Consider the following 13,566-nt stretch of genomic DNA (forward strand, 5'->3'; position numbering starts at 1 on the left):
ACGAGGCATTTCTTATGACCCACGACACTGCCGTAACCCGTTATGGAAAACTGTCAATTACGTTGCATTGGCTGATGCTCGCGCTGTTCGTCGGCGTTTATGCCTGTGTCGAAATCAAAGGTTTCATGCCCAGGGGCAGCGAAGCCCGTGGCATGTTGATGGGCTGGCACGGGATTTTCGGCGCAAGCATCTTTGCCCTGGTCTGGATACGTCTGCTCGGCCGCCTGACCCCACGCCCGCCGATCACCCCCAAACCGCCAACCTGGCAGACCGGCATCTCGCACCTGATGCATCTCGCGCTATACGTACTGATGATCGCCACGCCGATCCTGGCCTGGCTGATGCTGGCCGCTGCCGACAAACCATTCCCGTACTTCGGCTTCCATGTCCCGGCACCGGTGGATATCGATCCTGAGTTCGCCAAACGACTCAAGTACTGGCATGAACTGTTGGGAAGCACCGGTTACTGGTTGATCGGTCTGCATGCGGCCGCAGGGCTGTTTCACCACTACTGGGTTCGTGACAACACGCTGACCCGCATGTGGATCGGCCGAAACCATTCCTGACGCGCGGATCGCGGCCATTGGTCCCGAGCTGTCAAACAAGGTGTCAGCTCGGGACCATGCTCATTGCTTCTGTCGCTGTCTGCCTTCCGGTCGCCACAGAGGGGAGGGGTTCATGTTGTCGGTTGCGCAATGCTTGAGCGTTCGACGTCGGAATCAGGTTCACAACTCAATCGCCCACGTCTGACTCACCAGATCCTTCCCGAAGCTGTGAATCGGCTCTTCCTCCACCAATTCAAACCCCGCCCGCTGATACAACTTGCGCGCATCCACCAGATTGCTGGTCGTCCACAGAATCATCTTTTTATACCCGACGTCCCGGGCGAAGCGCAGGCATTCCTCGACCAGCCGATTGCCGATCCCCAGCCCCCGAGCACTGGCGTCCACATACAGCATGCGCAGTTTTGCCGTGGTTTCGTCATGTCGGATGACGAATACCGACCCCACCACCGTGCCGTCCTTTTCCGCGATCCAGCAGCGTTCGTTTTTGGGATTGAACTCGCGCAGGTATCTGGCCACAACCTCGGCCACCAGCGCTTCGAACTCCGAGTTCCAGCCGTATTCGCGGGTATAAATCACGGTCTGCTGCTGCACCACCAGCCCCATGTCACCGGGTTGTGGATCGCGCAGCAGCCAGGTGGAGGCGTTGCCGCCCTCGAGCAACGTCTGGATCTGTTTCATGGCGGCGATCAGTTGCAGCTGCTGCGGTTCGGCCAGGCGTTCGAGCAGGGTGATGACTTCATGTCGCGAAGCCTGTTCCAGCGGGGCGAGGATTTCGCGGCCCAGATCGGTAATGTGCAACAGGCTGGCGCGGGCGTCGGTGGCGGAAGGGACTTTCCGGATCAGGCCTTTTTTGTCGAAGCCGCTGATGATCCGGCTCATGTAACCCGCGTCCAGGCCCAGCATTTGGCGCAGGTCGGCGCTGGTCAGATCGCCGCCGCAGGCCAGTTCGTAGAGGATGCGCAGCTCCGTCAACGAGTAGTCGCTCTGCAGCAGGTGTTCCTGCAGAACGCCGATCTGATGGGTGTAAAAACGATTGAACTGGCGGACGGTGTCGGCGCGTTCGATGAGAATGGGCGTGGTCATGGCGGATACTCAAATGGTTGCCTTTGGCAACTATATAGTTGCCAAAGGCAACCAAGTCAAATGAATTGTCCGGGATTCGCCAAGGCAAACTCCGCAGGGTCGAACCGTTCGCTGGTGTCCATTCGAATGTTCCTCAGGCGCACCGTTTCCAGGTGTGATGCGTAGAGCGTTTGCGAAAAATAAGTGATCAGCAGTGTGCGACGGCGAGCACCGGTGGGGTTCAGGCTGCCGGCGTGGATCAGGTCGGCATCGAAGATCAGGATGTCGCCCGCGTTGCCGGTCAGTTGTACAGACCGGGACTCGTCGGCGAAGTCGACGGGCGGTGCGCCGGGCGCCGGGCGATGGCTGCCGGGGACAAGGCGGGTGGCGCCGTTTTCGGGCCCGTAGTCATCGAGGTAGACCAGTGCAATGGCCGTATCGCCGGGGCGTTGCGCCGACAAGTCCCGGTGCAGTTGCTGGTGGCCGCCGTTGGCGAGGGGCTCGCGACCCTCGACCTGGGAGAGAAAGAAGCGCTCATCGATCAAACGACCCACCACGGCCAGCAACGGGGGCAGCCGACACACGGCCTGTACGGTCGAATCGGTGTCCAGCAGCGAATGGCGCCAGTCCGTTCCGCGGGGCACGGGCCATTCGCTTGAGGGTTTTATGCCGGTGTCGAATGTGTGCCGAAGCTCCGCCAGCCATGCCGCCGGGACTGCACGGCGAAGCAGGGCGTAGCCGTCTTGATCAAGCTGCCTGGCGCAGGGCGTAGACCCAGGCATCCATTGCCGTCCCGTCATCCAGAGTCACCCTGGTCAAAACCCGCTGATACTCGGCGCCTTCAAACTCATCGAGCGCCGCCCAGTGCAGGTGGAAGTTTTCTGACGAGAAAATATAGCCTTCGATGACATCGCCATCCCCACAGATCATGCCGTCACCCGGTGATTAGAAAAACAGATCTGTCCCCAAATAAAAAAAGCCCGGCGGATAAGGCCGGGCTTTCGTCCAGTGCTGCGGTAAAACCCTGCATTCAGGCGTTACGACTTTCGATCAGACGGTCGGAACCACCTTCGGCAACGGCATCGCTGAACAGTGGATCGGTCTGAGTCGCAGCAGCAACCGCGTCGCTGAACAATGGGTCGGTTTGAGTGGCTGCGGCAACCGCGTCGCTGAACAGAGGGTCGGTTTCAGTCGCCGCAAAAGCATTCAGGGCGAAGAGCGAGAAGGCGATACCGATAAGGGTTTGGCGTTTCATGGTTCTGTACTCCGTGTGCAGTGGGTGGGTATGGAGCAGATCCTACGCTTCGGATTTGATATGAGAATTTCATTGAGTTAATGATCGTTATCGACGCAGTCAATGGTTGGCTTCGATCACCCGAAGTGCTCTGAACTGTTGCGCCAATCCGAGTGCCACACTACCGCTGTTCACCGTAGGCAGCAGATGAGTGAAGGGAATATCGATCATCCTTCCCTCACGCACGGCACGCAGGGTCGACAGCACCGGGTCCTGCATCAACAGCCGGCGTTTGCGGCTGGCCGGCGACCACTGCGCATCGGCCAGCAGGATCACGTCCGGGTCACTGGCGAGCAGTGTTTCGCGACTTACCGTGACCCGGTACTGGTTGATGTCGGCCAGCAGATTGCGCGCCCCGGCGGCGGCCAGCAGCGGGGTGACGAAACCCCGTCGGCCTTCGCTGTCCAGACCGTTGACCTCACTGTCCAGATAAAAAACCGACAGCGGTTTGCCCGAACGGGTTGAAACCTTGGCCTGTGCCAGATCGGCATCCATCGCATCGCTCAGTTCCCGAGCGCGTTGTTGTCTGTGCAGCAATGCACCGAGGGTCGCGAGGTCATTGCGGATGTGTTCGAAGTAGTCCAGTGAGTGCCCATTGCAGGCCGATTCGAGCAAGTACGAAGCCACGCCGTTGCGCCCCAATCCGCTGCGCGATGTCACACCGTTGCCGAACGCCGTCGCAAATCCACCGACCACCAGATCCGGTTTCTGCGCGTACAGCACTTCGCTCGACGGATAGCGGGGCGAGATCACTGGCACGCCGAAATATTCGGACTGCGGCACACCGGTGTCGTCCAGATAGGCGACGCCCGACAGCGCCGGACCCGCGCCCAGCGCCAGCAGCAGATCCGCCGCATGCTGATTGAGGGCAACGATCCGCGATGGTGGCGAGGCCGGCAGGTGCCAGGTCTCGCCACAATTGCGGTATTCATCTGCCATAGCCGGAGAAGCGCAAAGCAGAGCGCCCACGAGCAAACACAGCATTCTCATGAGCGCGACCTGATCAGCAGATCCTCGACCACTTCACCGCCCACCAGATGCACCTCGACCAGTCGCTGCGCATCCGCGTGACTGCGCACGCCGTACCAGCACGTCTCCGGGTACACCGTCACGATCGGCCCCAGGTTGCATGGGAACTGACAGTGCGTGCGGGTCAGCAAAACGCCGCCCGGTGTCTCGATGCGGTCGTGGGTCAGCAAGTGCCGGCGCAGGGTTTTCCATAGCTGCAAGGCGCCGCGCTGAGTGCAACGCGGGCCGGTGCAGAGAAACACGTGGCGCGCATGCTCGGGCACGTGCGACCAGTCCGGATGCGTGTCGACGCCGTCGATGGTTTTGATCTCGGCCATCAGAAACGGTACGTGTAGCGGACTTCGGAGGTGAAAGGCCGTCCGAGGTTGTCGACGTTGTTCGAACGGCTGGTGACGTAGTCGCGGTCGAACAGGTTTTCCACCAGCAGGCTCACCCGATGCTGATGAGCACCGTCGAGGTAGCGATAGGCATCGGCATCCACCACCGAGTAATGGCCGTACTCGACCTGTTTCGCGCTGATCACATCGCGGATATAACGGATTGCGCCACCGGCGCCCCACATCCGGTCAACCGACTCGTAACCGATGCGCGAACGGGCGAAGAAGCTCGGCACGTCGTTGAGTGTGACGCCAGCGCGGGATTCGGTGAGGTTGCGGGTCATGTCCGCCTGCAGGCTCCATTGCTCGTTGAGTGCCAGTTTCGCGTCCGCCTCGAAACCACGCATCTGGATCCGCCCCTGGCCGTTGACCCACTGGATGTCATCGAGGGTGATCAGGTCATCGATCTTGCGCTTGAACAGGGTGACACTGGCGCTGAACTCACGGTCGATCAGCAGGCCTTTGTAGTCGAGGCCAAGTTCGGCGTTGCGGCTTTTCTCCGGTTTCAGGTTGCGGTTGCCCAGTTCATCGCCCGGTTCGTTGACGAACAGTTGCTCGGCGTTGGGCAGTTTGTAGGCGGTGCCGTACTGCCCACGAACAGACCAGTTTTCATTGAGGTCATACAGCGAAGTGAGCATGCCGACCGTCGCGCTGTCGCCACCGCTCATGGCTTCGTGGCGGATGCCGATGCTCGGATGCCAGTCGGGCAGGGCATCGATCTTCGGCCGTAACTGGGTGTAGAAGGCGTGGGCTTCGGCCTTGTCGTTGTCGATGATCAGCACGTCGTCCTGGCCCTTGAACCACTGGTTGTCCGTACCGAACACCAGCACATGACCGCCGGGCAATTCAGCCTTGCCTTCGGCCTGTACACCCCAGTCGGTGAAGCCCCAGTAGTCGTTGTGATTGATGGTTCGGGTGCCACCGTCAGTGGTGTTGTTGATGCGTGTGTAGCGGGTGTCCCAATCGTTGATGTGGCCTTTGACGAAGTAGCTCAGACGTTCGTTGACGTTCTGCTCGAAGGTCGCCGTGGCGATCTGCTGGATGCGGTCGTTGGTGGTCTTGTGGTTGTCCACCGGGCGGGCAAAATCGAGGTTGGCGTCGGCGTACTGGTAGAACAGTTCCAGGCGCGTGTCATCGCCAAAGGACTGAATCGCCTTGCCGCCGAACGTCGTGACCTCGTAGGCGCGGTTCTTTTCGCTGCTGTTCCGGATGTCACGATTGCGAAACGGCTGATAGCCGTCCGAAACGTTATGGCTGACGTAGGCCAGCAGGCCCAGGTCGCCGAAACCGTTGGTGAAGATGTTCTCGACCCGCGCATCCTCGGTGGTGCCGCCGAACGTATCCACGCCCATGTTCACTTCGCCGGAGGCCTGTCGGCTCTGCGGGCTGCGGGTGACGATGTTGATCACGCCGGACACGGCTTGCGTGCCAAACAGCAGGCTCTGCCCGCCCTTGAGCACTTCGATGCGTTCGATGGCGTTGGCCGGCAGGGTGTCCAGGTACAAGCCTCCGTACAGGCGATTGTTCAGGCGCACGCCGTCGAGCAGGATCAGCGTGTCGTCATTGCGCCCGCCCAGCAGGGAGTAGGTGCCGTAGTCGAACGGGCCGTTTTTCGGCGCGACGTACAGGCCGGGAATGAACATTTGCATGACGCGGCTGACATCGGCACCGGGGCCGGCGCGTTCGATCTGCTCGCGGGTGACGATCTCGACCTTGCTGCCGAATTGCGCCATGTCGGCGACGGTGGTGGACTCCACGGACGGCGCGGAAATGATTTGCTGGGAGAGTTGCAGCGGCGTGTCATCGGCCAGCAGCAGCGGGCTGAACAGGCAGCCGAGCAACAGGGATGGAGCCTTGGTGTTGAAAGGATTGATCATCGTCTTCTCGAAAGGATCTTCGCAGAAGAGCATGCAGGAGAAGGCATCGCGCACGCGCCGACACCGGCCCATGCCCGCCCACCGCAGGAGTTTGCCAAAAGCATTTCAGGCCGGTCTCCGGGCTCGCGCGTCTGGAGGCTTTCACCTTCCCATGGCCGTCTGGCCACAGTGGTCTGTCGAAAGCATCACGCGCCTACCGTTGCGGGGGCAGCACCGGACTTGTTCGAAAGGAACGTACCGGTTTCCCGTTTCACCCCATGCACGGCGGCATGGGACACCTGAAACAGGGCGGCATCTGAACATCCGGGTGGGCGCTCGTCAACTTCGCTTGTGGTGTGAGAGCTCCTGCAGAGTCGATGTGCAGACGTGCGCATGAGGCGAACGCCGACACTTGCATCATCGGGGCTCTGGTTCTAATGGAAGTTCGAGAGCATAAACGCTGAAATAATCGCCGCGGCGAGTACAAACATCATGATGAAAATGATGTTCAGCCTGAGCCGGTTTGAGCTTTCGAGTTTATTGAGCCTGACGACCAGCTCGTTGAGCTGGGCCGAGGTTGCCAACCCCTTTATCGCATTGGCCAATGCTTCTTGGGCGATGGAGTCTTCCGTTTTTTTTTCGATAGGGTGTGTTTTTAATCTTATTTCCCCCTTGACCTTCGTCAGTCTGAGCGCAACGGCACCAGCCAGAAGCGGGATAGCCAGGTATTGCAAAAATTTCAGATACCGTTCGTAGACTTTGGCAGCATATTTCGTGCTGTCTATTGAGCCTTTTTGCTCCTTGTAATCTGCGTAAGCTTGTTTGAAGCGCTTCATTCGTTCAACTATCAGCGGATTGGTAAATTTTTCAGCTTCTGGGAAAACGCTGTCGTAATTCCTGAAAATATTTATGTCTACCTCAGTGTTTACGCGGTTGGCAGGACGAATTTTTTGAAACAGATTGCAGGCGCCAGCTAGCTGCCGGGCTGACTCTTTCGCCAAGTCTTCTTCCGTTGAAACTGGCAAGCAGATTGTGGCATCGCTTAATTCGTCTGCTGCGATATTCAGGGACTGGGCAGAAAGCTGACCAAAGGTTTCTTCCACTCTTAGATTTGAGAGCTTTGAGTCCAGGCCAACCTGGATAAATTGAAATACAAGGCCCAACGAGCCTGCGATGATCCAGGCGTAATCAACTCTTTTCCAATGAATATCATTAAACCGACTTGGCAATAAACGACTTTGCCAAACGAATAACCAGCAAAAGCAAATAAACAGACCCAGAATTCCGAGAATGGCGTAAGCCGAATACTCGAACATTTCTTTGATCAACGATAACTCCATGTCGTGCTCTTTTTTTCAGTGAAATATCAATTGGTTTTCGCGGGCGCTTCAGACAACCGTCACCTGCGCCTGGCTTTGTTGCACGAACCGCTCGATCAGCCAACGCGCCGCCGGGCCCGGTGGCACATCGGTGCGGTAGATCGCATCAAAGGTGTATTGCCCGCTGCGGTATTCCGGCAGGTCCAGTTTCACCAGTCGGCCACTGTCCAGGTCTTCCTGGATCATCGGCCTGGGCATGTTGCCCCAGCCGATGCCTTCGCGCAGCAGCATGTGTTTGGCGCCCAGGTCTGCCAGACGCCAGGTGCGGCTGCTGAGGACGGCGAAATCCTTGTCCCTGGTCAGCTCTGAGCGATCCGACAGCACCAGTTGCGTGTGCTCGCGACCGGCACCGGGAATATTGGCTTCGGTGCATGCCAAAGGATGATTCGGCGCCGCCACGGGGATCAGCTCCACGCTGCCGATGCCGATTCTTTCGAGGCCGTTGATGCCATCGTTCATCGGCCCGCTGACGCCGACCACCGCGCCGCGGTTGATCACCAGCTCGGTCACGGCGCCGAGTGCTTCCATGTGCAGATGCAGGGCGACGGTGGGGAATGCCTCGCGAAAGGATTTCAAGGCATCCACCACGCGCTCGGCGGGCAACATCACGTCGAGCACCACATGCACTTCGGCCTCCAGCCCTTGCAGCAGGCCTTTGACCTTGGCGCGCAAACCGTGCACGCCGTTGGCGATGGTCCGGGCTTCGGCCAGCACGGTGCGGCCGGCGTCGGTGAGCTGCGGCTTGCGGGTGGTTTCCCGGTCGAAGAGGCTGACGCCCAGCTGCATTTCGAGATTGGCAATCGAGTAGCTGATGACCGATGTCGCCCGGTGAAGCTTGCGCGCCGCCCCCGCAAAACTGCCGACTTCGACGACGGTCAGGAATACGCGAAGCTGATCGAGTGTCGGAGTGCCCGGGTCGGAGATCATGCCGGTGTCCTTGAATGGTTCTGACTGGTTGAGCAGCTTACCTATTTTTTCGAACGTAACGATCTAAATTAGTCGGCTATTCAGATGAGCTGCCGAGGCGCAACATTTCTTCATCCGGACGGTTCAAGTCGAACCGGACCCCAATTGAAGGAAATACTCCATGGCTACTTCTGCAAACATCGCTCAAGCAACTGCTGCACATAACGCTTCCGACACCAGGCAAGCCTCGGTTGCCTTGATCGGCCGCGTCCTGCTCAGTGTGATTTTCATCCTCTCCGGTTTCTCCAAACTGGCCGCTCCGGCCATGATGATCGGCTACATCAGTTCGGTCGGATTGCCTCTGCCACAAGTGGCGCTGGCACTGGCTGTCATCGTCGAAATCGGTGGTGGCCTGGCGCTGATCGCCGGCTACCGCACCCGCACTGTCGCCGCTGTGCTGGCCGCGTTCAGCGTGTTCACCGCACTGGCCTTCCACAATGCGCTGGGTGATCAGAACCAGTTCATCCACTTCTTCAAGAACATCGCCATGGCCGGCGGCCTGCTGCAAGTCGTGGCCTTCGGTGCCGGTCGCTTCAGCCTCGACGCTCGCCGCCGCTGAAAAACGAACGCCGCGAGGGACGGGAGTCCCTTGCGGCGTTTTGTTGTTTGCGAGTTACGCTGAGTAGCCGTCTAGACTGGTTCTCAATATTCTGAGAGCAAGGCTTTGCAGCTGTCATTGATGGCGGGTCTTGGCGGAGGTTTTGGACAGGTGGAACGCAGCCCGTCAATGTGTTCCATCAAGCCCTCAGGAATGCTTTGCCACATCGGATCAAGTATGAAATCAATGCCTTCACGGCGAGCCATCTTCGCCGCCGGCACAAAGTCTGCATCACCAGCGATCAGGATGATCTGGTCGACCTGTTGCTTGAACGAAAGGCAAGCGACATCGACGCCAATTCTCATGTCTACGCCTTTTTGTCGAGTCTCTATGCTGACATCGGTTTCGAGCAGATCTGAAATTTGAATTTTGCCTTTGAGCAGTTCGGCGATTTTGGCGGGTTTGATCGTCCATTTCACATCCTTCGACAAATGCCCCAGCCGCAATGCCAGTTTGCGTTTGCTACGCAATCGAAGGTGCAGTTCTCTACGAAAAAGCGCTTCTCGGGACTTTGAGAGGTCCACGAGCTTCCTGGTTATGGGATTATGTTGTTTGGTGTCCAGAGGAGGGCAGTCGTAGAAGAAAATTCTGTAAAGTTCTCTTCTAAAGGGCTGTCGCAGCCCTGCATGCAGTCCATTCGGACGAGTGAGCATTCTGGGCGTCAGGTGAGCGGTTGCCCATCGGTGTACCAGATCGGCAGCACGCTCGGCATTGAATGCATTGTGGGGCTCAATCCTTCGAAATCTTTTGATGAAGTAGGCACCGTCAACCAGAACTGCGCTGGGCATACGTTCTTCCTGAAAACAAAAACGCCCAAGGGTTTGGCACGTCCTGGATGGTTAGGACGGCTTACTGCCTTGGGCGGGATGGGGGCAGATTAGTGAGAGATGGCAGTGTCGTCAATCGCGTCTTCTTCGTTTTGATCAAGGGCTAGCCATCAATCTTGAATGTGCTCTAGATGTTGTCGATGAGCAGTGAGGGAGAAAGATAAAACCTGAGGATCTGGCCCACAAGCCAGCGCTTTCTGACGTATTTGTAGGTTTTTGCGCAGGGGGCTGTAGTTTGACGACGGAGCATCGACAGCCTTACCTGGCGTCGAGAGACGCCACATAGGCGCAAAACATGTCTGCCATCGCTTCGGCGCGGGCCGTGATGGCTTCGTCGGTGCGCGGGGTCAGTGAAAAATCCTTTCCCACCGAACTGAGCGTGGCCAGCATCAGGTCACAGGCCTGAACACGGCTCGGCTCGCTGGCCTCGGGCAACAATTCAACCATGAATGCCTCAAAGGTGCGCTTGCCCGTCGCCCGTACTTCGTGGGCCTCTGGCGCATCGCGATACAGCGGCGCCGCGTCGCTCAAGGCACCGCGCATCTGCGCTTCCTCACACTCCGAACGGATAAACGCATGGACCAGCGTGCGCAGGCGCTCCAGAGGCGGCGCATCCTGATTCTGCAGAATCCGCTGCAGCATCTGCGTAGTCTGCAACCACTCATCACTCTGCAATCGAAACAGAATCGCTGCCTTGTTCGGGAAATACTGATACAGCGACCCGACACTCACCCCGGCCTTCTCCGCGACCCGCGCGGTGGTGAAACGGGCCGCGCCTTCCCTGGCCAAAACCTGAATAGCCGCTTCGAGAATCGCCGCCACCAGCTCGGTGGAGCGAGCCTGTTGCGGCTGTTTGCGTGAGGAAATACGGGCGGTCTGGCGATCGGTCATGGGCGGCTCGGGTGTCGGGCGGGAATGCGAATAGCGAAGCGGGCCATTCGCTCGCATCATTTAAACGCGACGAATCATTCGCATTTTAGCCCTCAACCGACGGAAAACCACCATGACGACCTTGACCGCCGAACCTCTGGCCACCCTGATCGAACGCCTCTACACCCAGGCCAGCGCCGCCACCAGCCCGGCTCTGAATGACGTGTCCAACGAAGAACGCGAACGCCTGATGCACAGCAAAACCGAATACCGCGAACTCTATGGAATGCTCAAAGACCTGTGGCTGCCCGTTTCCCGAGACACCGGCAAACTCCTGTACATGCTCGCCCGCAGCATCAAGGCCAAAGCCATCGTCGAGTTCGGCACCTCGTTCGGCCTGTCGACCCTGCACCTGGCAGCGGCCCTGCGGGATAACGGCGGTGGAGTGCTGATCGGCAGCGAATTCGAACCATCGAAAGTCGAGCTGGCGCGGCATCACTTCGTCGAAGGCGGGGTCAGTGACCTGATCGACATTCGCGAAGGCGATGCGCTGGTGACCCTGGCGAGCGGCCTGCCGGACACGGTCGATCTGTTGCTGCTCGATGGCGCCAAGGCGTTGTATGGCGACGTGTTGAAGCTGGTTGAAAAGCACCTGCGACCTGGTGCGCTGGTGATTGCCGATAACACCGACTACTGCCCGGAATACCTGGCTCATGTGCGCTCGCCCAAGAACGGCTACCTGAGCGTGCCGTTTGCCGATGACATCGAAGTGTCGATGCGCCTGGGCTGACAACGGTCGCGGCGAAGGTGCGCCCGGATCCAGACGCGCACCTTCGAGGTCTTTTTCGGTTCGGGCTTCCGTGTGTGCGACAGGATTGGTCTATCGTTTGAAGAGTCCTCACAAGGTCGCGATCAAGGAGTTGATCATGAATCGTCAGGAAGACCTCAACATCATCTGGAAGCGCATATTCTGGCTGTTCATCGCCTTGCTGGCGCTGGCGATTGCCGTCACTTACAGCCTGCCTGATTACAAAGTGCCGTTTATCGTCTGTATCGCCGGGAATATCGGCGGTTATGTAGGGTTTCACAGGCGATTGTCAGCACTCACCGACCCGGAAATCGAAAACCTCTCCCGCTCGTGGTTCGCGTTGATACTGCCTTCGTTCATCGGCGGGATTCTGGCAGGGCTCCTGTATTTGTTGTTCCTTTCCGGCGTTATTCGAGGCGATCTGTTTCCGGTGATCACTCCGGATAAAGATCCTCAGTGTCTGAAGCAAATCTTCAACGATATTTTTTGCCAACACGCGGAAGGGTATGCGGCCTACGCCAAGTTGCTGTTCTGGTCATTCGTGGCGGGCTTCAATCAGGACTATGTGGTTGACCTGATTGAAAACATAAAGGGCAGCGACAAAAACGCCGACGAACGCTAAAGGGGAGTGCTGCCCGACTTAGTGCTGCTTTCTTGAAATGACATCGTTCATGTACTGATTCAAATCGCGAAAATCGCTTACGCTCCAGGCGTGCGGTGGGATTTTCACGCCATTCTCGCGCAAAGTTTTCGGGATCAGGTCGCCGTTCGGGCGAAGGATGATCGAGGACACGATCACGCCCGGGTAGTCACTCAATCGTTTCTTGAAGGCGGGTGTTGTCAGGTCGGGAGTAGGGGGATTGCTTTTTTTGGCCAACGGGCCGGTTCCCTTGATATCGGGTCCGTGGCATACGGCGCATCGCTGTATATAGAGATTCTTGCCGTTGGTGTTATCGGCGCAGACGTGTGTTGTCTGAGTTGATAGAGCGACAGTCATCAAGACAATGAGAGATGTTTTCATTGTGGAATCAGCTTTCGTCCGTTTTGAATGCTGGAAAAACTCGCCGCCATACTATCCATATTCCTTGTTGCTGTCGTCATTGGGCATGGCGGGGTTTCAGGTACATGCCATTCGGTGAATACCGGCAACGTCTATACGTTTTCAGCAGTTCAACGTGTCAGAAAATGCCTCGTAATCGATGAGGGGATCGACTTGGACAGTCCTGGATCAACGCTTTGGCAGCGGCGTATTTTGCTGCACTTTTTTCGCGTCAACTGATCGCACGTTGACACCATCCTGCCATCTCCTATCGTTCTCCGCAGACCGCATCCAGGGACCGGATGAGCCGGACAGCCTTTGCGGGCGCGGTCGTCATGCCATTCCAACAAGGAGCAGGAACATGTCCAGCGCGACCAATACCTATGACGTACTCGTCAATATCGATGCCGATTACCTGATCGCCCATCCCAACGATGTCGGTGGTGCGATTTCCATGCTGGTGACGCGTGATGCCGTGGATCCGCATGGAAGCGGCAACACCGGCGAAGGTGGCAACGAACTGTGGATCGATGTCAAAACCGGCGACAACATCCGCTGGCGCGCCACCACGCTGTCGCGCAACTTCGACCGCATTGCACAGATCAAGAACGTCCAGCCCGGCGATCCTCATCAGGGCGGTGACTACAAAGGCACCATGTCGGTACCGGTCTCTTTCAACGTGCCCGGTGTGGTGATCTACCTGAACAAGGGGGCGCCCGGCGGTATTTCCAAAACCGACGTGACGTATTCCCTGTGGCAAGCCACTGCTCTGAATCCAGGCAAACTCTGGTACACCATCACGTTCGCACTGTACGACCGTGACCTTAACCAGATCGGCACAGACCACACCTGGGACCCATACATCACCGTCAATAACCAGTAACTGAACGGCAAA

At 58.1% G+C, this 13,566-nt stretch carries 17 protein-coding genes and 1 riboswitch; of the genes, 5 read left to right on the forward strand and 12 right to left on the reverse strand.

The window, feature by feature from the left end:
* The first annotated feature begins 14 nt into the window (after positions 1 to 14).
* Entirely contained in the window at positions 15 to 566 is a 552-nt protein-coding gene (locus NWV16_RS12575) for a cytochrome b (RefSeq protein WP_260523289.1), read from the forward strand.
* Between the two features lie 159 nt (positions 567 to 725).
* Here the strand turns inward: NWV16_RS12575 and NWV16_RS12580 are convergent, their stop codons facing one another.
* The 9 genes from NWV16_RS12580 to NWV16_RS12620 form a co-directional block, all read right to left on the reverse strand.
* The gene (locus NWV16_RS12580) at positions 726 to 1,649 is read right to left on the reverse strand and encodes a helix-turn-helix domain-containing GNAT family N-acetyltransferase (protein WP_260523290.1); all 924 of its coding nucleotides are present in this window, start codon (positions 1,647 to 1,649) and stop codon (positions 726 to 728) included.
* Between the two features lie 56 nt (positions 1,650 to 1,705).
* On the reverse strand, positions 1,706 to 2,410 hold the full coding sequence (locus NWV16_RS12585; RefSeq protein WP_260523291.1) for a phytanoyl-CoA dioxygenase family protein: 705 nt from the start codon (positions 2,408 to 2,410) through the stop codon (positions 1,706 to 1,708).
* Positions 2,376 to 2,558: a gamma-glutamylcyclotransferase family protein gene (locus NWV16_RS12590; protein ID WP_260523292.1), complete on the reverse strand. Its 183-nt coding sequence runs from the start codon at positions 2,556 to 2,558 to the stop codon at positions 2,376 to 2,378. Before NWV16_RS12590 ends, NWV16_RS12585 begins: the two co-directional genes overlap by 35 nt.
* A 100-nt stretch (positions 2,559 to 2,658) precedes the next feature.
* On the reverse strand, positions 2,659 to 2,883 hold the full coding sequence (locus NWV16_RS12595) for a hypothetical protein (RefSeq protein WP_260523293.1): 225 nt from the start codon (positions 2,881 to 2,883) through the stop codon (positions 2,659 to 2,661).
* Positions 2,884 to 2,982: 99 nt separating this feature from the next.
* The gene (locus tag NWV16_RS12600; protein WP_260523294.1) at positions 2,983 to 3,912 is read right to left on the reverse strand and encodes an ABC transporter substrate-binding protein; all 930 of its coding nucleotides are present in this window, start codon (positions 3,910 to 3,912) and stop codon (positions 2,983 to 2,985) included.
* Positions 3,909 to 4,268: a ferredoxin gene (locus NWV16_RS12605; protein WP_260523295.1), complete on the reverse strand. Its 360-nt coding sequence runs from the start codon at positions 4,266 to 4,268 to the stop codon at positions 3,909 to 3,911. The genes NWV16_RS12600 and NWV16_RS12605 overlap by 4 nt, the downstream gene beginning before the upstream one ends.
* Positions 4,268 to 6,205, reverse strand: coding sequence for a TonB-dependent receptor plug domain-containing protein (locus NWV16_RS12610; RefSeq protein WP_260523296.1), 1,938 nt, complete (start codon positions 6,203 to 6,205; stop codon positions 4,268 to 4,270). Before NWV16_RS12610 ends, NWV16_RS12605 begins: the two co-directional genes overlap by 1 nt.
* 90 nt (positions 6,206 to 6,295) lie before the next feature.
* Positions 6,296 to 6,502: riboswitch (cobalamin riboswitch) on the reverse strand.
* Between the two features lie 116 nt (positions 6,503 to 6,618).
* Positions 6,619 to 7,524 (reverse strand): hypothetical protein, encoded by a 906-nt coding sequence (locus NWV16_RS12615; RefSeq protein ID WP_260523297.1) that lies wholly within the window; start codon positions 7,522 to 7,524, stop codon positions 6,619 to 6,621.
* A 48-nt stretch (positions 7,525 to 7,572) separates the two neighbouring features.
* Positions 7,573 to 8,490 carry a LysR family transcriptional regulator gene (locus NWV16_RS12620; protein WP_260523298.1) on the reverse strand — a complete coding sequence of 306 codons (918 nt, stop codon included), beginning with the start codon at positions 8,488 to 8,490 and terminating at the stop codon, positions 7,573 to 7,575.
* Positions 8,491 to 8,650: 160 nt separating this feature from the next.
* Between NWV16_RS12620 and NWV16_RS12625 the strand changes: the two genes are divergently transcribed.
* Positions 8,651 to 9,088: a DoxX family protein gene (locus NWV16_RS12625; RefSeq protein WP_260523299.1), complete on the forward strand. Its 438-nt coding sequence runs from the start codon at positions 8,651 to 8,653 to the stop codon at positions 9,086 to 9,088.
* Positions 9,089 to 9,171: 83 nt separating this feature from the next.
* Here the strand turns inward: NWV16_RS12625 and NWV16_RS12630 are convergent, their stop codons facing one another.
* Entirely contained in the window at positions 9,172 to 9,915 is a 744-nt protein-coding gene (locus NWV16_RS12630) for an NYN domain-containing protein (RefSeq protein ID WP_260523300.1), read from the reverse strand.
* A gap of 297 nt (positions 9,916 to 10,212) precedes the next feature.
* Complete coding sequence (locus tag NWV16_RS12635; RefSeq protein WP_260523301.1) at positions 10,213 to 10,845, reverse strand: TetR family transcriptional regulator; 633 nt, start codon at positions 10,843 to 10,845, stop codon at positions 10,213 to 10,215.
* Positions 10,846 to 10,957: 112 nt separating this feature from the next.
* On the opposite strand from NWV16_RS12635, the gene NWV16_RS12640 reads away from it, so the two are divergent.
* Complete coding sequence (locus tag NWV16_RS12640; protein WP_260523302.1) at positions 10,958 to 11,614, forward strand: O-methyltransferase; 657 nt, start codon at positions 10,958 to 10,960, stop codon at positions 11,612 to 11,614.
* A 136-nt stretch (positions 11,615 to 11,750) separates the two neighbouring features.
* Positions 11,751 to 12,254: a hypothetical protein gene (locus NWV16_RS12645; RefSeq protein ID WP_065260033.1), complete on the forward strand. Its 504-nt coding sequence runs from the start codon at positions 11,751 to 11,753 to the stop codon at positions 12,252 to 12,254.
* A gap of 18 nt (positions 12,255 to 12,272) precedes the next feature.
* On the opposite strand, the gene NWV16_RS12650 is transcribed toward NWV16_RS12645, so the two are convergent.
* Positions 12,273 to 12,653 (reverse strand): c-type cytochrome, encoded by a 381-nt coding sequence (locus tag NWV16_RS12650; protein WP_409519362.1) that lies wholly within the window; start codon positions 12,651 to 12,653, stop codon positions 12,273 to 12,275.
* Between the two features lie 379 nt (positions 12,654 to 13,032).
* Here NWV16_RS12650 and NWV16_RS12655 point away from each other — a divergent pair, with 379 nt between their 5' ends.
* Positions 13,033 to 13,554: an inclusion body family protein gene (locus NWV16_RS12655; RefSeq protein ID WP_260523303.1), complete on the forward strand. Its 522-nt coding sequence runs from the start codon at positions 13,033 to 13,035 to the stop codon at positions 13,552 to 13,554.
* The last annotated feature ends 12 nt before the right edge of the window (positions 13,555 to 13,566 follow it).

It is taken from the genome of Pseudomonas sp. BW7P1 (assembly GCF_024981055.1).
Taxonomy (GTDB): Bacteria; Pseudomonadota; Gammaproteobacteria; order Pseudomonadales; family Pseudomonadaceae; genus Aquipseudomonas; species Aquipseudomonas bananamidigenes.